This window comes from Xanthomonas sp. NCPPB 3583, assembly GCF_041475715.2.
Taxonomy (GTDB): Bacteria; Pseudomonadota; Gammaproteobacteria; order Xanthomonadales; family Xanthomonadaceae; genus Xanthomonas; species Xanthomonas euvesicatoria.
The window spans coordinates 2,385,538-2,406,414 of the sequence record NZ_CM191263.1 but is presented as its reverse complement, the minus strand read 5'-3'; the positions used below and the strand labels follow the sequence as shown (position 1 = coordinate 2,406,414).

Here is a 20,877-nt window from a genome sequence, read left to right as displayed (position 1 = left end):
CCGCTACATACGGATGCAACACCGTCTCTGTCGGGTGCCTCTCATGTCTGATTTGCCGAAATACACGTCTGGCCCATTGGCAGGTTGCCTGTTGGCGTCTTTATTGATGTGTGCGAATGTCGGTTGGGCTGGCGCACCCGCGCCGGTCTCGGGTACGCCACCGAAGGCGGACGTCGATCTGTCCAGCACGTCCTTGCGCGCGCGGGTCCAGCCTGCACACGAAGACAGCCTGAGCGCCTTCTCTGGTAACGATCAGCGCGCACAGGTGCATCAGCTAAGCGACCGCGAGTGGGCCTTGGTCGAACGCGCGATTGACGCATTGCCTGCGTTGCACCGTCAGATCCTGCAACAGCGTCTGGCGCGACTGAGCTTCGTTGATGCGCCCTGGAGCCCGGGTACGGCATTGACACGCGAGTACGACGGCGCCGATGGCAAACCGCTCTTCGAGATTACCTTGCGTGGAGATGTCCTCGACACCTCGCTCAGCGACTTTCTCACCGGCAAGGATGCCCGCCTCTTCACTACAGACGCGTCGGGATATCGCATTCAACTGGATGCAGGTGCGGTTCCTGCTCTGGAGTATCTGCTGCTGCACGAAGCAACTCACGTCGTCGACAGCACCTTGAAGATCACCGCCGACGGCGGCCCTTTCCGCGAGATATGGACCGACTACCGCAGCTTGGCCGCTCCACTCGATCGCGGCCCGCTTGCGTCCTCCGTCTACCGGCGCAAACCAGCTCAGCCCCTGTCACAGGCACCAATGCTTTATCGGGCTCTGGCCGAATCTCCATTTGTGTCGTTGTACTCCACCGCTTCGGCAGGCGAAGACTTTGCGGAGCTTATCGCCTGGCGCGAGCTATCGCAGAGTTTCGGTGTCGGATTAACGATCTGGATACGCGACAGCTCCGGCAATGTCGTTGCGCGGTTCGACCCACTCGCCTCGACATCGGTCCAAGCGCGCATGGCCGAGGCAAATGCGCTCCTCATGAAGTTAGAGCGGCCGTGAGGCTTTGACCCATCTAACTTAGGAGATGGCAAATGGCCGCTGCTGCTGAGCTGGATGCCGGTCATCGGCGACCCGTTCACGCTCGCCGCTGGGCTCATGCGCGAGTCGCTGCGTGCGGTGGTGCCTCTGCTGGTCATTGCCAAGACCGCACGCTATGCCGTGGTTGCATGGGCGACGCTTGCGGTTGCGCGATGACTGCCTGCCGTTGCTGATGCTGCTGACCCGAAAGCGCCAGATTCCAGTGCCCACGAGCGCTTAACGCGAACCGCCTATGCTGTCGGCGCTGCAGGGTAGCTGCAGCGCATGAGCGACACGACAAAGGAGATTGTATGAAGCAGCTACAGACGATGATCCTGGCTGGTTGCCTGATGGGGCTAAGCTCGATGGCCTACGCCGAAGTTGCCAACCTGACCAACAGCGCCGAAGGCGCCAATCGCGATGCAGGCATCGCGGCGGTGAAGAAGAAATTGCAGGAAGCCTGCACATCGCGCAACGGCACGCCGGATCTTGGCTCATTTGAAGTGGTGTTCGAGAAGACCAGCAAGAATCCGGATGTTCCCAAGCCGTATTACGTCGACGGCAAACTCAAGTGCGATCTGCCGCAGTAAGTTCGGTTTCGATTGCTTGCACCGCAATATTGACTCACTGCAACGTGCAACTGGACTGGCGCCCCTGCTGTAGTGGGGGCGCCTTTTTCATGATCTTGAAATGCGTGACATGCGCCAGACGCTTTCTCGTCGCCACCAGGACAATCACAGGCCGTTCTACAATGTTCTTGGCTGAAATGGCCAATGCATGCGTGCAGAGAATGCGCGGCCATTGACCAGAGGTACGTGCTGCGATCCTCTGCCTGCAGTCCTCCAAGAGCAGATTCTTCCTGGATGGATGTCCGCCCTGCCCGCGCGTCGTACCGGGTGGCGCGGTCCTACACCATCCCTAGCTGCGAGCGCGCCACGTCCAAAGTCGTCATGATCTGAATGACTTCGTCGAGCGGATGCAGCGGCGATTCCATCAATCCCTGGCCGATGTAGCGAGCAGCTGCAGTGGCTTGCCAGGAGAGCGCGCGATAGCCGTCAACACCGGTGGGGTCGGTCCAGAGCAACGGTTCGATGGCGTCGCCGTTGCCGACCAGACGCAGCGTGGTCGGGTTATGGAAATCGCCTGCCAGATCGATACGGCCGGCGCTACCGGTGACATAGGCGGTGGAGCTGCTACGGGCCACGATGGAACTGACCAGGGTGGATTGCGCGTGCCCGCCATGCGACAGCACCACGGTCGAATAGGCATCGACGCCGGTCTGGGTGAGCGCGCCCACGGCCGTGATTGCGCTAGGTGCGCCCAACACCATCGAGGAGAACTGCACGGTATAGACGCCCAGGTCGAGCAACGCCCCGCCCCCGAGTGAAGCATTGCGTTGCCGATGCAGTGGATCGCGAGGCCCCGCTTGACTCAGGTCTGCGAACACGTGGCGGACATCGCCCAACGCTCCATCGGCCAGTAGCTTGCGCACTACCGAGGTGTGTGGAAGATAACGGCTCCACATGGCCTCCATCAGGAACAGTCCGCGCCTACGCGCTTCCTGCACCAGGATGCGGGCATCCTGCGCGCAGGTGGTCATGGGCTTTTCGATCAGGACATGCTTGCCCGCACGAAGTGCGAGCAGGCCATGTTCCAGATGTTCGCTGTGCGGGGTCGCAATGTAGACGATGTCGACGTCCGGGTGATGGACGAGCGCCTCATAGCTGTCACAGGCGTGTTCCATCGCCCAGGTATCGGCGAACGTCTGGGCACGTTCGCGGCTGCGCGAGGCCACCGCGAATGGACATTGGCGGGTATTGCGACGCAAGGCATCGACGAATGCGGATGCGATCTTGCCGGGACCCAGCACGCCCCAGCGCAATGCCGGTTCGCCCTGGCCTGGCAAGAACAGGTCCGGCGTCGGGAATGTGGTCGGCAGCATGAGGATGTGCTCTGCATCGGTGGTGTGGTGATGCTAGCAAAGCACCGACGATGTCAACGAATATGCTCCCCAGGATGCGTCGCTTGCAGGGCATCGACACCTGAGTGAGCGCGAAGTCTTCATGGCATGACAGTGCACGCAATCGACATCGCGCCCCATTGGAAGCAGCAATCAGCACCGCCGACTGCAGCGACGATACCGGAGCGTGCAACACCGGGATCGTCACTGCGCGGCTGGTCCTGCCTACTGGGGCGCAGCGGCCGCGGCGTCTGGTGTGACGCGCCAGACGATGTTGGCCAGATCATCGGCAACGATCAATGCACCACGCGGGTCGACCGTGACACCCACCGGCCGGCCGCGGGTCTTGCCATCTTCGCCATGGAAGCCGGACACGAAGTCGATTGGGTCGCCTGCTGGTCGACCGTTGCGGAACGGCACGAACACGACCTTGTAGCCAACCGGCGGATTTCGGTTCCAGCTACCGTGCTCGCCGACGAAGACGCCATCGGCGAACTTGGCGCCCATTGCGCTGGAAGAAAACGCAACGCCAAGTGCGGCGACATGCGAACCCAGGGCATAGTCCGGCACGATCGCCGATGCCACCTTCTGCGGATCTTGCGGCATGACGCGCGCGTCCACGTTCTTGCCCCAATAGCTGTACGGCCAACCATAGAAACCGCCTTCGCGTACCGAGGTGAGGTAGTCCGGCACCAGGTTGGGGCCGATTTCATCGCGCTCGTTGACCACTGCCCACAACGCACCGCTACCCGGCTGGATGGCCAGCGCCGTGGGATTGCGGATACCGGTCGCGTACGGCTTGTGCGCGCCGGTTGCGGCATCCACCTGCCAGATCTGCGCGCGGTCGAGCTCGACGGCCATGCCACGTTCGGTGATGTTGCTGTTGGAGCCGATGGCCACATACAGATAGCGGCCATCCGCGCTGGCTGTGAGCGCCTTGGTCCAATGATGATTGATGGCCGACGGCAGGTCGGTCACCTTGGTGGGCGCCCCGCTCGCCTGGGTCTGGCCCTGCCGATACTCGAAGCGTACCAACGCATCCTGGTTCGCTACGTACAGCGCCTCGCCAATCAGCGCCAGCCCGTAGGGCGCGTTGAGTTTGTCGGCAAACACCGTTTTCAGTTCGTAGGTGCCATCGCCATCAGCATCGCGCAACAAGGTCAGGCGATTGCCGCTCTTGGCCTTGGAGGTGCCCTTGGCCTTGATCGCGCCGGCAATGACATCCTTTGGCTTGAGGTTTGGCGCGCCGCCACCACGGCCTTCTGCCACCAGGATGTCGCCATTGGGCAGCACCAGTGTCTGGCGCGGAATGCCAAGATCCTTGGCGATCGCGGTGATGCGATAGCCTGCCGGCACGGTGGGCTTGCGCTCGTTCCAGGCGGTTGGCTCGGCAATCTTCATGTCGGGCAGCAAGCCGCGGTCCGGCTCCGGCAGTTCCGGGGTTGCGCCGCGCTGACTGACCTCCGGTGCTTTGCCGCATGCGGCCAGCGCTGCAGCAAGAATGGAGACGGTGATGAGACTGGTGGTCTGACGCTTCATCGTGCACCTCCTACGCGCAGACCGGACAATCCTGCCCAGGTCGCAACCAATGCGAACAACGTCGCAATCGCGGACAGCGCCAGGGCTGCCGGCATGACGGCCCATGCGTCGCGGGCGTGATGCAAGGCATCGAAAAAGCCCACGATCCACGTAGCAATGAGCGCAATGATGTAGATCAGGTTACGGCTTCCGCGCACCAGCGCGACGATGGCGCACACCAACGCAATCGTGGTCAACACCATCGCGCCTACCAGCAACCAGGATGCGAAGTTGCTCCACTGGATCTGGTAGCTGCTCCAGTAGGCGTAATCGCTGAGCAAGGCGCCGAGAAACAGCGGCCACACACCGCCGAGCACGGCTGCGTGGAACGGGTGGACGGCCCATGGACGGGCCGGAACGGTCGTTGAATTCATAGCGGACTCATTGGGGGCAATGGCGAAACGTGCCCCGATGCTGACAGCTTGCATGTGATGAGCAGCGTGATATTCGCGCAATTCGTGCCCGTGCGGATAACCGAAGCTCGCGCTGCCTGGTGCCTTTCGAACGCACGCAGGCTGCATCTATTGTCGCGTTCGATCCCTGGGCAGCCTGCTGCCGGGCTGCCTGGGAGGTGCCACCGCATCCATAGCGCCCACGCCCTGACCCCACACGATGCCGGGCCACGTGCAGCGCAGACCGTCACTTACGGCTCCCGCTCACCCGCTCCGTCGACCGTTCGATGCCTGTCTCGACCGCACGTCATGCATCGCTGGGCGATGCACGGCTCCGCTTCCAAGCTGCGCTCCATCCACTGAAGGAGCAGGTGTATGAAGACAATTGCGATGATGCTGCTGGCTACCGCGCTGAGCATGGCCGGCACGGCCCGCGCGACGGGAACCACACCGCCGGCGTCAGCCACGGCCGAATTGGCGCGCGAGGCCGCTGCGTTTTTCAAGGACAGCCAGCCGGGCGGCGTGGTGCTGGTGACGCGCGGCGATCAGGTGCTGCTGCGCCAGGCCTACGGCATGGCGGACATCGAAAATGGCGTGACCATGCAACCGGACGCGGCAATGCGGCTGGCTTCGGTCAGCAAGCAGTTCACCGCCATGGCGGTACTGCAACTGGTGCAGGCGGGCAAGCTGCAACTGGATACCTGCCTGGAGTCAGTGGGCCCGGCGCTGAGCGGCCCGCTCGCCAAAGTCACCGTGCAGCAGCTGCTCACGCATACCTCCGGCATCAAGAATGTCAGCAGCATCGCTGCCTCGCGCGCCGCGCGACGGGAAGACACCGATGCGCGGAGCCTGATGAACTATTTCAAGGACCTGCCGCTGGAGTTTGCTGCGGGCACGCGCTTTCGCTACAGCAACTCCAACTACATCGTGCTGACCTATCTGATCGAACGCATCACCGCTCAGCCCTACCCGGTCTATATGCAGCAGTCGCTGTTCCAGCCGCTGGGCATGCTGCATACCCGCTACGATGACCATCTCACCGTGATCGCCAAACGCGCGCACGGCTATCGCCGCGCTCAGGGCCAGTTACAGAACGCGGACTTCATCAGCATGTCGCAGCCGCAAGGCGCGGGCGGTCTGATCAGCACGGTGGACGATCTGGCGATCTGGCACCGCGCATTGCGCGACGGCTTGCCGGTGTCGGCATCGCTGCTGGCGCAGGCGATGCGCACGACCACGTTGGCCGATGGCAGCGCCTCGCCCTACGGCTTCGGCTGGATCATCGGCCAGGTAAACGGCATGGCCGACGTGGAGCATGGCGGCTTCATCAACGGCTTCAACAGCTATGTGGTGCGGGTGACGCAGCCGGACGTCTTCGTGACCGTGTTGACCAATGCCGAGTTCCTGGATCCGACCAACCTGAGCGTGCGTCTGGCCGCCATCGCCGCCGGGCATGCCTATGCGGCGACGGTCGCGCTGCGCAGCCAGGACCGCGCATGGCTGGGCCGTTATCGCTTTGCTGCAGATGATGTACGCGTGCTTGCGGAAGTGGACGGCGCGCTGCAACTGCAGCGCGAGGGAGAAGACCCGGTTGCCGTGCTGCCGCATGCCGACGGCCGTTACTACCTGGGCGAGAGCCTGGATGCGTTGAGCTTCAACAACGACGGCAATGGCAACGCAGTCATGACCATGCACGACCGCTTGATGGGTGACAGCAGCGGCACCCGCGAACCGATCGGGGGCAACTGACAAGCGGCTGCGCGGCTGCCCTCCGGCGGAATCGGTGCACAGAGTCGGCATATGCCACACCCATGCCCCGTGGCTCGCGTGCGCCATCGGCACTGATCTGGCAAATTGCCCCCACGTTGCCAGCCACCCAGAAACCGCCGAAAGCTAAAGGCTGAGCAGCTCTCTGAAGCGTGCGCTCTGGCGGCGGGACACTTCCACTTCCAGCCCACCGCGCAGGGTCAGCATCAGGCCGCCGTTGCTCCACGGTGCAACCTGCTCCACGAAGTCCAGATTGACGATGTACTTGCGGCTGGCGCGGAAGAATTTGTCCGGCGCCAGCTGCGTTTCAATCGCCCTGAGCGGCCGATACAGCAGTGGCGCGTGGTTCTGGAAGTACACCCGGCTGTAGTTGCCGACCGCCTCGATCAACCGCACATCGCGCGGCTTGACCAGGAAGCAGTGCTCGCCGTCCTTGATGAAGATGGCGCTGTCCATCGCACGCCGCACCGGTGGGGCGGCAACCGCGTCGCCTAGTTTCTCGATTGCCTGGGCAAGCCGCTGCGGTTCGATTGGCTTGAGCAGGTAGTCCACCGTGTTGTAGCCGAACGCCTTGAGCGCATGCGCGTCGAAGGCGGTGGTGAAGATGATGCGCGGTACCCGACTCAGGCGCTCCAGCACATCGAACGCGTTGCCACCGGGAAGGTCGATATCCAGAAAGACCACGTCCGGCGTAGCCGATTCGATCAACTGCACTGCACTGTCCACATCATCGGCATGGCCCAGCACACGCAGCTGCGGGTAACCCTTGAGCTGATGCTCCAGTTCGAAGCGGGCCAGCTCCGAATCTTCCACGATCACCGCTTCAATCACGCGCCCTCTCCAATCCATACATGTGCCACCACACACGTGCCTTCTTCATGTAATTGCAGGCCGGCATGTGATCCGAACGAGAGTTGCAGGCGTTGCCGCAGGTTCGCCAGGCCCGTGCCGCCGCTGCCGCCGGCTTGCAATTGCCCGCTGTTACGCACATGGATATGCAGCGCATCATCCTGCACGGCAATGCCTACCTGCAGATCGCCGACGCTGCTGCTGAGCCCCAGACCGTGCTTGATCGCGTTTTCCACCAGCAGCTGCACGCAGAATCGTGGTACCCGTCGCAGCAATGCGGCTGCATCCACGTGTTCGGCATAGCGCAGGCGCTTGCCGAGTTGCATGCCGACCAAGCCCAGATAGTCGCGCACGACCGCCATTTCTTCGTCCACGGTCACCAGGGCTTCTTCGCCGCCGGTGAACTGGTAGCGCAGCGTGCTGGCGAAGCGGGTGATCTGTTCGCGTGCCAGCTCTGGATCGATGAGGATGAGCGCTCGAATATTGTTGAGCGTGTTGAAGGTGAAATGCGGGCTGATATGGCCGAGCAGACGTTGCAACTGCGCCTCCTTGAGCGCCAGCCGCAGATCGTTCTGGTGGCGAGTCGCTTCGGCTAGCCGCGTCTGTCTGCTGATCGACAGGTAGAGCAGGCTCCAGGCGATGTAGGCCGGCCATAGCAGGGCCGTGCCCGCGATCATCGGCTGCGCCTCGGACAGCGCCATCAACCCCGGCGAGAATCCGCGCAAGCCCAGCAGTACGCCGTGGACCGCCACATCCACGCCCAGCGCCGCCAGCAGGCTGGCAACCAGCAACAGGCCCAGCCAACGCACTTCGCCGTAGCCATCGGCTTGCAGTGTTCGATAGAGCCGGCGCAGCAGCAGGCTACCCAGCAACCCGCCCACGCTGAAGCCAGCCACTGCGGCCAGCTGCAGCCCATCGGGCACCGCTTCCTCGCTAGGCCGAGCCACGTAGGCAATCGCCAGGAACAGCGACCAGCCCAATGCCTGCATCAGCCAGAACATGCGCCCTACTCCGCGCATGCCGGGTCTTTCCTTGCCTCTGTCACGCAGCCTCATCTCCGTCCGGCATGCCAGCGACGCGTTGCCACCGATGCCCGGGCAGAGAATAGGGCCGAGTGAAGGCGATTGCACGATGTGGATGACCGCCGATGCTTTCTCGCTGCATCGCTGCATCGCACCGGGCGACAACGTAGCCGCCGTGTGCTGGCGTCTGCGCGCTAGCCCCGTGCGTTGCCGGGCGGGCGCGTTTGCTTCTTCAGCAGTTCGCCGATGTATTGCCGGGCCAGTTTGCTCCCGATGTCCACTGCAGCCTGCAGCGAACCGAAGGTGGGAGAGCCCGTCAACGGAACCGACTGCCCGCCTACCTGCAAGGTGTCCAGTACCACGCGCTGGCGCTCTAGCTGACGGGCCACCACGGCATAGGCAATGCCATGCAGCGTGCCTTCCATCGTCAGCAGATCCTCGGGCGATGTGGTGCTCATCCCCAGCGAGCATAGCGACGATCGGTCAGCGCGGCAGCAGCACACCTTGAACCGTTTACACGATCGCAGTCTGCGCTGCAGCGAGCATCGCCAAACCTGTCGCCGGCACAGGTGGCGTTGCGCGGCGATCGGCCTTGTGTGATGCGGAACCGCGATGGGGCCTGGCAGAACCTGGCCGCTAGCGTGCACCGCACGGCGACACCGGACGCAGCCGCGCAGCGGCAGGCGATGCGCTCCCGGCCCATGACGGTAAGCGTCATCGCTGGCGTTTGACCCGGCCTGCCGTCGGGGAATGCAGCTGCGCGTGTCGGAATTTAAATCCACACACAGGAAAAAAACACGCGCCATTCAGCTGCGCCCCCGTCTGAAAGATCAACGACCTGGCTGCGAGATTTATTCGAAATTGCTGCCCGATCTTTAAGCAAGGTGCCGAACTAGTGAATTTGACCCATCTGAAGTGCAGGATTACGCACAATGGAGGTTCGCGCCTGACCTTATTTATTATATTCCCGGGAATATATTCAATTAATCGGCAAGAGGAAATGAGCAAATTAGTATAATTTTGCCAGTATCAGTCCGGCCACGAACGTCCTGTGCTAGAGCCCGTTAGATCCGCTAACTCGCGCTTGAATTCGCTACCCAGCGTAGTGATTTCACCGACAAGGCGGATGCGATTCCCTGATTCACGAAGACCGCAGTCGCATTTAGGATTGTCGCCCCGCGAGATTTGTGACGTATTATTGTTGAGTACGCTCCGACAATAATCTGCAGGCTCACCTGCTAATGCGCCTCTAATTCGTTCTGGCTATGGATTAAATCGGCAAATCCTATTTGGGCGATTTTTCTCTGAATAGCAACTGTCCATTCAGATTTCAGAGATCTCAGATAGCGCCGTTAAACAATCTCGCAAGCACTGAGTAATACGAAACGTATTTTTCAGATGCTCCGCGGGCGCACTCGTGGGGAAGAGGCGCAGCGGTCGAGAAATGAATAACGCGTGAAATTAATGCCTTCGCTGGCGATCGCCGGCGCGGGGTCCTTCTGCGCCAAATTTGAATCACCAGCAGTAGCGGCGCACTCAATAACTGGAACCGACCAACCAATGAATCGCTCGCTACTGGCAACCACCATCGCCTCCTGCCTCGTCCTGACCGCCTGTGGCGGCGGTGGCGGTGGCGGCAACGTGCGTAGCGACGCACCGCAGACCACGGTGATCGCGCCGACACCGACGACCCCGCCGCCGGCAGCGGACCCGCTGCCCAAGACCACGCCCGCGCCGACGCCGGCCCCGCCACGCTATCAGGGCGTGGGCAGCAATCTGCTGGTGCCGACCAACGCGGATCTGGCGCAGCAGGCGGGCGCGCGGGGCCAGGGCGTGAAGCTGGCCGTGCTGGACGACAACCTGGTGCCCAGCTACGCACCGATCAGCGGCAAGGTCGACAGCTTCAACGATTACACCGCCAGCCCAGGCACGCCCGAGTCGTCGGCCAATGCCTTGCGCGGCCACGGAACGATTGTGTCTGCGCTGGTGCTGGGCTCCGCGCAGGACGGCTTCGCCGGTGGTGTCGCGCCGGATGCAGACCTGTTCTATGCGCGCATCTGCGCCGAAAATTCCTGCGGCACGCAGCAGACCCGTCGTGCGGCGGTGGACCTGGCCGCGGCTGGCGTGCGGATCGCCAATCTCTCCATCGGTGCCTCCTACCCCGATGCCGCCTCCAGTGCCAACGCTGCGCTGGCCTGGAAATACGCACTGACCCCGTTGGTGCAGGCCGATGCGCTGATCGTGGCATCCACCGGCAATGAAGGCGCGGCAGAAGCTTCCTACCCGGCGGCAACGCCGGTGCAGGAAGCCAGTGTGCGCAACAACTGGCTGGCCGTCGGTGCGATCAACATCGATAGCGCCGGCAACGCCGCCGGCTTGACCAGCTATTCCAATCACTGCGGCGCCGCCGCGCAGTGGTGCCTGGTCGCGCCGGGCAGCTACACCGCCCCGGCCCTGGCCGGCACCGAATTGCAGGGCCAGATTGCCGGCACCTCGTTCTCCACCGCCGCCGTCAGCGGTGTCGCCGCGCAGGTGCTGGGCGTGTATCCGTGGATGAGCGCTTCCAACCTGCAGCAAACCCTGCTGACCACCGCCACCGACCTGGGCGACCCGGGCGTGGACGCGCTGTACGGCTGGGGCCTGGTCAATGCGGCCAAGGCGATCAAGGGCCCGGGCCAGTTCGCAAGCAACTGGGCGGCCAATGTGACCGCCGGCTACGACAGCACCTTCAGCAACGACATCTCCGGCGCGGGCAGCCTGACCAAGAACGGGGCCGGCAAGCTCACCCTGAGCGGCAATAACAGCTATACCGGCGGCACCAGCATTAGCGACGGCGTGCTCACACTGTCCGGCAGCCTGCGTTCGGATGTGATCGTGTTGAACTCGGCCACGTTCGAATCGCGCGGCGGTGTGATCAACGGCAACTACAGCCTGGTCAACAACACCGGCACCACCGCGCTCGAGTTGGGCAAGGGCCTCACCGTCACCGGCCGGGCCAGCTTGAAGGGCAATCTGCTGTTGCTGCCGGAAGCGGCCGGCTACACCGTCGGCAGTACCGAGAAGATCGTCAAGGCCGGCGTCCTGCAAGGCACGTTCGACCGCGTGCAGTACGCCAACAATTTCTTCTGGACCGCGGCACTGTCCTACGACCCGACCACCGTCACCGCAACCCTGACCCGCAATGCCTCCGCGGCCAGCGCACAGGCGGCCGGTGCACCGCAGTCGGTGGTCAACGGTGCCAACCAGGCCGACGCGCTGGTCAAGGTGCTCGATACCCGAGTCGCCTCGGGCGACACCGACAACCTGGGTGGCCTGATCAGCGCCACCGGTTCGCTGATTGCAGCATCCGATGCGCAGGTTGCCGCGTCGCTGCCGACCCTGACCGGCCAGGTACACGGCATCGAGCGCACGCTGGGCTTCCAGTCCGCGCTCAACGACGCACGTGTGGCCGCCGACCGCCTGCCCTACCTGGCCGACACCACCACGTTGACCACCTGGATGCAGGGCAGCTACCTGGACGGCAATCTGGGCCGTAGCGGTTTCGCTTCGGCCGATTACACCCAGCAGGCCACCACCTTCGGCGTGGATCTGCCGATGGGCAGCGGCGGCACCATCGTCGGTGCGGCCGTGACCTCCGGTCAGGACCGTGCGCACATCGCCGCGTCTTCGAGCCGTCTGCGCTCGGACCGGTATGCGATGACCGCGTACCTGTACCAGCCGATCGGCCAGGCGTATCTGTCGGCGATCGGTTCGTACGGCATGAGCAACGTCCAGACCGAACGCAACGTGCAGGCCGGCAGCATCGGCGAGCGCTTGCAGGACCGTCGCCACGACACCAACTGGTCGGCGCGCGCGGAAATCGGCCTGATGCCGCATGCCGGGTTGTCGCCGTTCGTGGCCGCCGGTGTGGTGAGCCAGACCCAGGATGCCTTCAGCGAAGCCTCGGTGACGGGCCTGGGCCTGAGCGCGAACAGCGACACCCTGCGCGCAGGGTACGGCGAGGTGGGTGTGCGTGGCCATCTGGCGCGCGGCAACTGGAGCTTCGATGGTCTGGTGGCGTATCGCTCGCTGCTGGGCAACCCGGATGCCGACTTCTCGGCGTGGTTCACCGGCCTGCCGGAAGCGCGTTTCACTGTCGCCGGCGAGCCGGTGTCCAAGCAGTCGCTGCGCGCCTCGGTTGGCCTGCGTTACCAGCTCAACGATGCGTTCTCCATCTACTGCAACGTGGGTGCCGAGCGCGCTCGTTCGGACACCAACAGCATCAACGCCAACATCGGTCTGCGCTGGCAGTTCTGATTGCAGCCGATGCAGCGGTGCTGCAGGCGATGCACGTGACGATGTCACGCACACTGCTGCGTGACAGATAAAAGAAGGCCCCGGCATGTCCGGGGCCTTTTCGTTGACGGCCGCGTGCCAATGGCGAAACCGCCAAGCGCTTGGCTGACACGGCGTCTTGCGTGCCGGCCCCGCGCAGACGATACGAAAGTATATCGATGCGATGTCCATGGACTGGCGAAAACGCCCGAAAACCCCTGGTTTCGCGCGCTGACGGCTGGCACCATGCACGCCATCGACGCGGCTGCAGCACGCGTTGCAACTGCGCCGGCCCGGATGGCTGGCGCACAACTCACACCTGTGGCGATGCGCCATGGGTGCCAGGCGATGCCGATGTACGCCGCTGCCGGCAGCGCGCGTAGATCCATCGCCGATGCAACCGCGGCCTGCGTTCGCGCATCGCAGGCTGCGGGTGCAACGCCTTCCCTCTCCCCGTACGAGTCATCGCATGTCGTCCCCCTTCCTGCGTTCTACGCTGGCAGCTGCCTGTGTGTGCAGCTTGCTGGCCGGCTGCGGAGCCACGCCGCCGCCGGCTGCTCCCTCGCCGCTGCTGATCCACACCAACACGCAGGTGATGGTGCCGGCGCACTCGCCCCTGCGTGCCAGCCTGCGCGTGCAGGCGGTGCGCAGCCAACCCATCGCCCCGCTGCTGCAGATGCCGGCGGTGATCGACGTGCTGCCCGAGCGCCTGGTGCGCGTCGTGCCGCCGTTGGCCGGGCGCGTGGTCGCACTGCCCAAGACCCTGGGCGACACCGTGCATGCGGGCGATGTGCTGTGCGTGCTGGATTCTGCCGAACTCGCCAGTGCCTACAGCGATGCCGGCAAGACGCGCGCCACGCTGGAACAGGCGCGCCTGGAACTTGCCCGGCAGAAGGCGCTGGCAGCGGACAGCATTTCCGCTGCACGCGATCTGCAGGCGGCGCAGCAGGCCTTCGACAGCGCGCAGAACGATGCACGGGCGGCCAGCGATCGCCTGGCCCAGCTGGGTGTGGCTACGCAGGCGAGATCGCACCGGCGCTATGTCGTGCGTGCGCCCATTGCCGGCCGCGTGGCGGAGCTGAGCGCTGCGCTGGGCGGCTTCTGGAACGACACGTCGGCGTCACTGATGACGGTGGCCGATATCTCGCAGGTGTGGCTCACCGCCAGCGTGCCGGAACGCGAGATTGGCCAGGTCTTCGAAGGTCAGCCGGTCACTGCCAGCCTGGATGCCTATCCTGGCCAACGCTTCGTCGGCCACGTGCAACACCTGGACGATTTGCTCGACCCCGCCACCCGCACGTTGAAAGTCAGGGTGGCCTTGAATAACCGCGACGGCCTGCTCAAGCCGGGCATGTTTGCGCGCGCCCAATTCCAGTCGCGCCCGCAACAGGCATTGGTGGTGCCCGATAGTGCGCTCTTGCAGATGGGACTGTACACGCGGGTGTTTGTCGAAACCGCGCCGTTCGCTTATCGCTCGCGCATCGTGGCCACCGGCCGCGCAATGGAGGGCTATACCGAAATCCTGTCCGGCTTGAAGGCCGGCGAGCGTGTGGTGATCAAGGACGGAGCCTTGCTCAATGATTGAGGCGATCATCACCACCTGCTTCCAGCGTCGCGGCATCGTCTGGCTGGTCTTCGTACTCATTGCGTTATACGGCACATGGAGCTGGACGCAGCTGCCGGTGGAGGCTTACCCGGACATCGCCGATGTCACCTCGCAGGTGGTCACGCAGGTCCCGGGCCTGGGTGCAGAAGAAGTGGAACAGCAGATCACCGTGCCGCTGGAACGTGCGTTGATGGGCACGCCCGGCCTGCATGTGTTGCGCTCGCGCAGCCTGTTCGCCCTTTCCTTGATCACGCTGGTCTTCGACGATGGGACGGAAGGCTACTTCGCGCGCCAGCGTGTGCTGGAACGCATCCAGGCGGTCACCCTGCCCTATGGCGCAATTCCCGGGCTCGACCCATACACCTCGCCCACCGGCGAGATTTATCGCTATACGCTGGAATCGAAAACACGCAGCCTGCGCGAGCTGTCGGACCTGCAATTCTGGACGGTGATTCCGCGCCTGCAGAAAGTGCCAGGCGTGGCCGATGTGACCAATTTCGGCGGCCTTACCACGCAGTTTTCGCTGGCGCTGGAGCCGGACCGCCTGACCCGGTACGGGGTGTCGTTGCAGCAGGTCAAGAGCGCCATCACCAGCAACAACGCCGATGGCGGCGGCAGCGTGATGGATCGTGGCGAACAAAGTTACGTGATCCGCGGCATCGGCCTGCTGCATTCGTTGCAGGACATCGGCAATGTGGTGGTGAGCAGCAGCAATGGCGTACCGGTCCTGGTCAAGGACCTGGGCCAGGTGCGCTACGACAATGTCGAGCGACGCGGCATTCTGGGCAAGGACGGCAACCCGGACACGATCGAAGGCATCGCGTTGCTGCTCAAGGACAGCAACCCGTCGGTGGCCTTGCAAGGCATCCACAGCGCCGTGGAGGAGCTCAACAACGGCGTGCTGCCCAGGGACGTCAAGGTGGTGCCGTACCTGGATCGGACCGCGTTGATCGACGCCACGCTGCATACGGTGAGCGCCACGCTGACCGAAGGCATGCTGCTGGTGTGCGTGGTGCTGTTGATCTTCCTGGGTAGCCCGCGTGCGGCGGCGATCGTGTCGCTGACCATCCCGCTGTCGTTGCTGATCGCCTTCATCTTCATGCACCACCTCAAGATTCCGGCCAATCTGCTGTCGTTGGGCGCGATCGACTTCGGCATCCTGGTCGATGGCGCGGTGGTGCTGGTGGAAAACGTCTTGCGCCTGCGCGAAGAAAACAGCCAGCGTGCATTGACGGCGCGCGATGCGATCGACGCCACCCTGCAGGTGGCGCGGCCGATCTTTTTCGGCATGGCCGTGATCGGCTGTGCGTACCTGCCGCTGCTGGCGTTCGAACGCATCGAATACAAGCTGTTTTCGCCGATGGCCTATGCGGTGGGCGCGGCCTTGATCGGTGCGCTGCTAGTGGCGCTGACACTGATTCCTGGCCTGGCGTGGCTGGCGTTTCGCAAGCCGCGCAAGATGATGCACAACCGCGTGCTGGAAACACTGGGGCAGCGCTACCGCGCATTGCTGGAACGCAGCGTGGGCCGACGCGGCTGGCTGCTGGCTTGCGCGGCGCTGGCCCTGTGCGTGCTGGCGGTGTTGGGGGGCAGCATCGGCCGCGACTTCCTGCCGTATATCGACGAAGGATCGCTGTGGCTGCAGGTGCAGATGCCGCCAGGCATCACTCTGGACAAGGCCGCCACCATGGCCAATGCCTTGCGCAAGGCCACGCTGGAATTTCCCGAGGTTTCGTACGTGGTGACCCAGACCGGGCGCAACGACGATGGCACCGACTACTGGACGCCTTCGCATATCGAAGCGAGCGTTGGCCTGCGTCCCTACAAAGACTGGTCGGCCGGCATGGACAAGCAGGCATTGATCGCTGCGCTCGGCGCACGTTATGCACGGATGCCCGGTTACACGGTGAGCATGATGCAGCCGATGATCGACGGCGTGCAGGACAAGCTCTCCGGCGCGCACAGCGATCTGACCGTGAAGGTGTTCGGCGACGATCTGCAGCAGGTTCGCGGCGTTGCCGACCAGGTGGCTGCAACCTTGCACAAGGTGCCGGGCGCTGCGGACATCGCCGTGGATGTAGAGCCGCCCCTGCCCAACCTGCAGGTACGTTTCGACCGCGCGGCGGCAGCACGCTATGGCATCAATGCGGCCGATGTGTCGGATCTGATTTCCACCGGCATCGGCGGCAGCCCGATCGGGCAGATGTACATCGGCGAGAAGAGCTACGACCTCACCGTGCGCTTTCCGCAACGGTATCGCAACGATCCGCAGGCCATCGGCGCGTTGCGCCTGCGCACCGCTGCCGGCGCCGAGATACCGCTCTCGGCGGTGGCCAGCATCATCACCACCAGTGGCCAGAGCGTGATCGTGCGCGAGATGGGCCGGCGCAACATCATCGTGCGGCTCAACGTGCGCGGCCGCGACCTGTCCAGTTTCCTGAGCGATGCGCAGGCCACGCTCGCGCGGCAAGTGCACCTCGACCCGCAGCACATGCAGCTGGTGTGGGGTGGCCAGTTCGAGAACCTGCAGCGTGCCCAGGCGCGCTTGCTGGTGGTGCTGCCAACCACGTTGTGCATCATGTTCGTGTTGCTGTTTGGCGCATTCGGCAACCTGCGCCAGCCGACATTGGTGCTTGCCGCCGTGCCGCTGGCCATGATCGGCGGGTTGGCTGCATTGCACCTGCGCGGGATGACCCTCAATGTCTCCAGCGCGGTAGGTTTCATCGCCCTGTTCGGGGTGGCGGTCCTGAACGCGGTGCTGATGCTCGCGCAGATCAACCGGCTGCGCCAGGACGTGGGCATGTCCTTGCGCGAGGCGGTGGTGGCCGGTGCGGTGAGCCGCATGCGTCCGGTGCTGATGACCGCGACGGTGGCAGCGCTTGGCCTGGCACCGGCAATGCTCGCCACTGGCCTGGGCAGCGATGTGCAGCGCCCGTTGGCCACCGTGGTGGTTGGCGGCTTGGTCACCGCCACGGTGCTCACCTTGGTGTTGTTGCCATCGCTGTACTACCTGATGGAAGCCTTCGTCGCAACGCGCCAGGGCCGCCCGGAGACGACCGCATGACCGACGTTCGCAACGCATTGCTCGCCAGTGCCGTGGCGGTATCGCTCGCCGCCTGCGCAGTGGGACCGGACTTTCAGCGCCCCGCTCCACCTGATGCCGATCGCTATACCGCCAATGCGTTACCGGCAACGACCGTGGCCGCCGACGCAGCACATGGTGGTGCGCAGCAGTTCGAGCCCGGGCAGGACGTGCCGGCCGCCTGGTGGCGCGCCTTCGGCTCGCCGCAACTCAATGCTGTGGTGGAGCGGGCCTTACGTGCCAATCCGGACCTGCAGGCCGCCGACGCAGCGCTCCGGCAGGCGCAGCAGACGCTGGCTGCACAACGCGGTGCCTGGCTACCGCAAGCGGATCTGCATGTGGATGCCAGCCGGCAACGCGATTCGGTGGTGCCGGCGCCAGATGCCGGCATCGACACACCGTATGCGCTACGCACCGCCCAACTCAGCGTCAGCTACACGCTGGACGTCTTTGGCGGTACGCGGCGGCAAGTGGAAGCGGCCGGTGCGCAAGCACAGGCCCAGCGCGATCAGCGCGATGCGGCGTACCTGAGCCTCACCGCCAACGTGGTGAACGCGGCCATTGGCGAGGCGGCCGTGCGCGCGCAGCTGGAGGCTGCGCGCGCGCAGGTCGCCATCGCCGAGCAGCTCTGCACGCTCACCGAACGCCAGCAGGCGCTTGGCGCCCTCGGTGCAGCGCAGGTGCTGGCCCAACGCACGGCGCTGGCACAGGCGCAGGCCGCGGTGCCGGGGCTGGAAAAACAGCTGGAACAGCAACGGACCCTGCTCGCGATTCTGGGCGGGCAGTTGCCTGGCGACGCTGCGGGTGCGGGTGCGGCATTTACGCTGGACACGCTGCAATTACCGGCGCAATTGCCGTTATCGCTGCCCTCGCGGTTGGTCGATCGCCGCCCGGACATCCGCGCCGCCGAAGCGCAGGCGCATGCTGCCAGCGCATTGATCGGCGTGGCGGCCGCTGCGCGCTTGCCATCCATTACCTTGAGTGCGGCCGGCGGCGGCTCTGCTTCCAGTGTCGGGCGCATGTTCGCGGCCGGCAATACACAATGGTCGGTGGCCGGCAGCCTGCTGCAACCGCTGTTCCATGGCGGCGCGCTTGCGCATCAGCAACGGGCGGCCGAAGCTGGCTACGCGCAGGCCATGGCGCAATACCGCAGCGTGGTGCTGAACGCATTTGGCGAGGTTTCCAACGCGCTCACCGCGCTGCAGAGCGACGCGCAGAACCTGCGCGCCTGTGCCGATGCGCAGGCCCTTGCGGAGCGCACGCTGGCGCTGGTGCAACGTCAACAGGCGGTCGGTGCGGTGGGCATGGCAGATCTGCTGCAGGCGCAGCAGGCCTACCAAAGCACGCAGGCCGCCACGGTCCAGGCACAAGCCGCCCGCTACACCGACACCGTGGCGCTGTATCAGGCCCTGGGTGGCGGGCCGTGGTGGTCGCCAGCGGCCCGGACGCCCAAGCCCGCGGCTCCATGAATCACGCACCGCAGCCAGCGCCGGTTGTGTAACGGCGGCGGCGCCAGCTGAGACAATCGCCGCCATGCGCATGACCTCTCTCTTCCGCTCGCCACCCACGCGTACCGACCTGCTCGGCATGGTCGGGCTGGTGGCGGGCATGGCGGCGATCTTCGTGGCCGATACCTTCACCGACTATGCGGTGGCGGCAGCCTTGTTCTATACGTTGGTGGTGCTGCTGTCGGTACGCCTGCTGACGCGCACGGGCGTAGTGCTGCTGGCGGCCACCTGCCTGGCGCTGATCGTGCTCAGCTTCCATCTCACCCCGGCCGGCAGCTACCGCGTGGGCGTGATCAACTCCTGCATCAGTGCGGTGGTGGTGGCGGTCACCACCTATCTGGCGGTGCAGATGGAAGCGGCCAAGGCGAGCGCACATGCCGCACAGGCACGGCTGTTGCGGCTCACCCGCAGCGGCAGCATGGGCGGGCTAGCCGCATCGATCGCCCACGAAGTCAATCAACCCTTGGCCGCCATCGTGACCAGTGGCAATGCCTGCCAGCGCTGGCTGGCGCAGCAACCGCCCAACCTGGCCAAGGCCGATGCAGCACTGGAGCGCATGCTCGCCGACGCCGGCCGCGCCAGCGCCATCATCGCGCGCATGCGTGCATTGGCGCGTGGCGAAGCCAGCCAACGCCAGCCGCTGGATTTGAACCGCACCGTGCTCGACATGATTGCCCTCACCCGTGGCGAAACCGAGCGCCATGGCATCGCGCTGTCGCTGGAGCTGGACCCTGCCCTGCCCGCGGTGCTGGCCGATGGCGTACAGATCCAGCAGGTCATCGGCAATCTGTTGCTCAACGCCGTGGAGGCACTGGCGACCTTGCCGGACGAGGCGCGCAGCATCCATGTACGCTCGCACACCGATGGTGGGTGGGCATGCCTGTGCATCGACGACACCGGCCCAGGCTTGTCCGATGACGCACTGGCGCATGTATTCGAAGCATTCTGGAGCACCAAGGACGATGGCATGGGCATTGGCTTGAGCATCAGCCGCACCATCATGGAAGCCAACGGCGGGCAGATCTGGGCCGAGCCGGCCGGTGTACGCGGCGCGCGCTTCGGCCTGCGTCTGCCCCTGGTCGCGACGGAGCGCAGGCCATGAGCGAGCCGGCCCCGGTGGTGTATCTCATCGACGACGATGCCTCGATGCGCGCTGCACTGGAGGATCTGTTCGCCTCGGTCGGCTTGCAGGTCTACGCGTTCGGTTCCACCGATCAATTCCTCGCGTACCGGTTGCACGAGGCACCCGCCTGCCTGGTGCTGGACATTCGCATGCCGGGCCAGAGCGGGATGGAGTTCCATCGGCGCATGGTCGAATCCGGCGTTGCCCTGCCCACCATCTTCATTACCGGCCATGGCGATATCGCGATGAGCGTGGAGGCGATGAAGAACGGCGCGATCGAATTCCTGACCAAACCGTTCCGCGATCAGGCCCTGCTGGATGCCATTCAGGACGGCATCCGGCGTGACCGTGCGCGCCGCCAGAGCGAGGCGGTGGCCGCGCAATTGCGTGCACGTTGGGAGTCGCTGAGTAGCGGCGAGCAGGATGTCACGCGATTGGTGGTGCAAGGTCTGTTGAACAAGCAGATCGCCGCGCGCCTGCACCTGAGCGAGATCACCGTGAAAGTGCGGCGTGGCCAGGCCATGCGCAAGATGCAGGCTGGCTCGCTGGCCGAACTGGTGCGCCTGGCCGAACGCATCGGGCTGTGATGCGCGCTGTGTGACCGGTGCGCAGGCGTGCTGTGCTAGCTGCCCGCGCACGCGCCATCGGCGGG

At 64.5% G+C, this 20,877-nt stretch carries 15 protein-coding genes and 1 pseudogene; 10 read left to right on the top strand and 6 right to left on the bottom strand.

Translation table 11 applies throughout. From position 1 onward, the window contains the following. The first annotated feature begins 43 nt into the window (after positions 1-43). From ACCQ07_RS10525 to ACCQ07_RS10515, 3 genes and pseudogenes are all read left to right on the top strand, one after another. Positions 44-1,006: a hypothetical protein gene (locus ACCQ07_RS10525; protein ID WP_372364083.1), complete on the top strand. Its 963-nt coding sequence runs from the start codon at positions 44-46 to the stop codon at positions 1,004-1,006. A gap of 27 nt (positions 1,007-1,033) precedes the next feature. Then, positions 1,034-1,201 (top strand): annotated as a pseudogene (locus tag ACCQ07_RS10520) (DedA family protein); the annotation flags it as partial. Between the two features lie 134 nt (positions 1,202-1,335). Next, complete coding sequence (locus ACCQ07_RS10515) at positions 1,336-1,614, top strand: hypothetical protein (protein ID WP_029819423.1); 279 nt, start codon at positions 1,336-1,338, stop codon at positions 1,612-1,614. Between the two features lie 317 nt (positions 1,615-1,931). Here ACCQ07_RS10515 and ACCQ07_RS10510 read toward each other — a convergent pair whose 3' ends face one another. The 3 genes from ACCQ07_RS10510 to ACCQ07_RS10500 all read right to left on the bottom strand — a co-directional run bounded on the left by ACCQ07_RS10510 (position 1,932) and on the right by ACCQ07_RS10500 (position 4,936). Beyond that, positions 1,932-2,966: a Gfo/Idh/MocA family protein gene (locus ACCQ07_RS10510; RefSeq protein ID WP_277575085.1), complete on the bottom strand. Its 1,035-nt coding sequence runs from the start codon at positions 2,964-2,966 to the stop codon at positions 1,932-1,934. A 243-nt stretch (positions 2,967-3,209) separates the two neighbouring features. Next, a complete protein-coding gene (locus ACCQ07_RS10505) occupies positions 3,210-4,523 on the bottom strand; it encodes a PQQ-dependent sugar dehydrogenase (protein ID WP_008571937.1) in 1,314 nt (437 codons plus the stop codon). Further along, complete coding sequence (locus ACCQ07_RS10500; RefSeq protein WP_011347345.1) at positions 4,520-4,936, bottom strand: hypothetical protein; 417 nt, start codon at positions 4,934-4,936, stop codon at positions 4,520-4,522. The genes ACCQ07_RS10505 and ACCQ07_RS10500 overlap by 4 nt, the downstream gene beginning before the upstream one ends. Before the next feature lie 393 nt (positions 4,937-5,329). On the opposite strand from ACCQ07_RS10500, the gene ACCQ07_RS10495 reads away from it, so the two are divergent. Then, positions 5,330-6,703 carry a serine hydrolase domain-containing protein gene (locus tag ACCQ07_RS10495; protein ID WP_372364082.1) on the top strand — a complete coding sequence of 458 codons (1,374 nt, stop codon included), beginning with the start codon at positions 5,330-5,332 and terminating at the stop codon, positions 6,701-6,703. 144 nt (positions 6,704-6,847) lie between these two features. Here the strand turns inward: ACCQ07_RS10495 and ACCQ07_RS10490 are convergent, their stop codons facing one another. The 3 genes from ACCQ07_RS10490 to ACCQ07_RS10480 all read right to left on the bottom strand — a co-directional run bounded on the left by ACCQ07_RS10490 (position 6,848) and on the right by ACCQ07_RS10480 (position 9,050). After that, the gene (locus ACCQ07_RS10490; RefSeq protein WP_122272810.1) at positions 6,848-7,552 is read right to left on the bottom strand and encodes a LytR/AlgR family response regulator transcription factor; all 705 of its coding nucleotides are present in this window, start codon (positions 7,550-7,552) and stop codon (positions 6,848-6,850) included. Further along, complete coding sequence (locus ACCQ07_RS10485) at positions 7,549-8,571, bottom strand: sensor histidine kinase (protein ID WP_184422047.1); 1,023 nt, start codon at positions 8,569-8,571, stop codon at positions 7,549-7,551. Before ACCQ07_RS10485 ends, ACCQ07_RS10490 begins: the two co-directional genes overlap by 4 nt. Positions 8,572-8,786: 215 nt before the next feature. After that, positions 8,787-9,050 carry a hypothetical protein gene (locus ACCQ07_RS10480; protein WP_184421834.1) on the bottom strand — a complete coding sequence of 88 codons (264 nt, stop codon included), beginning with the start codon at positions 9,048-9,050 and terminating at the stop codon, positions 8,787-8,789. A gap of 1,102 nt (positions 9,051-10,152) precedes the next feature. On the opposite strand from ACCQ07_RS10480, the gene ACCQ07_RS10475 reads away from it, so the two are divergent. The 6 genes from ACCQ07_RS10475 to ACCQ07_RS10450 all read left to right on the top strand — a co-directional run bounded on the left by ACCQ07_RS10475 (position 10,153) and on the right by ACCQ07_RS10450 (position 20,812). Next, the gene (locus ACCQ07_RS10475) at positions 10,153-12,888 is read left to right on the top strand and encodes a S8 family serine peptidase (RefSeq protein WP_372364075.1); all 2,736 of its coding nucleotides are present in this window, start codon (positions 10,153-10,155) and stop codon (positions 12,886-12,888) included. Positions 12,889-13,375: 487 nt separating this feature from the next. Then, complete coding sequence (locus ACCQ07_RS10470) at positions 13,376-14,491, top strand: efflux RND transporter periplasmic adaptor subunit (RefSeq protein WP_127168144.1); 1,116 nt, start codon at positions 13,376-13,378, stop codon at positions 14,489-14,491. Continuing rightward, complete coding sequence (locus ACCQ07_RS10465; protein ID WP_136732479.1) at positions 14,484-17,576, top strand: efflux RND transporter permease subunit; 3,093 nt, start codon at positions 14,484-14,486, stop codon at positions 17,574-17,576. The genes ACCQ07_RS10470 and ACCQ07_RS10465 overlap by 8 nt, the downstream gene beginning before the upstream one ends. Beyond that, positions 17,573-19,063 carry an efflux transporter outer membrane subunit gene (locus ACCQ07_RS10460; RefSeq protein WP_071118038.1) on the top strand — a complete coding sequence of 497 codons (1,491 nt, stop codon included), beginning with the start codon at positions 17,573-17,575 and terminating at the stop codon, positions 19,061-19,063. Before ACCQ07_RS10465 ends, ACCQ07_RS10460 begins: the two co-directional genes overlap by 4 nt. Before the next feature lie 118 nt (positions 19,064-19,181). Further along, entirely contained in the window at positions 19,182-20,204 is a 1,023-nt protein-coding gene (locus ACCQ07_RS10455) for a sensor histidine kinase (protein ID WP_029819413.1), read from the top strand. After that, positions 20,201-20,812, top strand: a complete 612-nt coding sequence (locus ACCQ07_RS10450) for a response regulator transcription factor (protein WP_372364071.1) — start codon at positions 20,201-20,203, stop codon at positions 20,810-20,812. Before ACCQ07_RS10455 ends, ACCQ07_RS10450 begins: the two co-directional genes overlap by 4 nt. Positions 20,813-20,877: the final 65 nt, after the last annotated feature.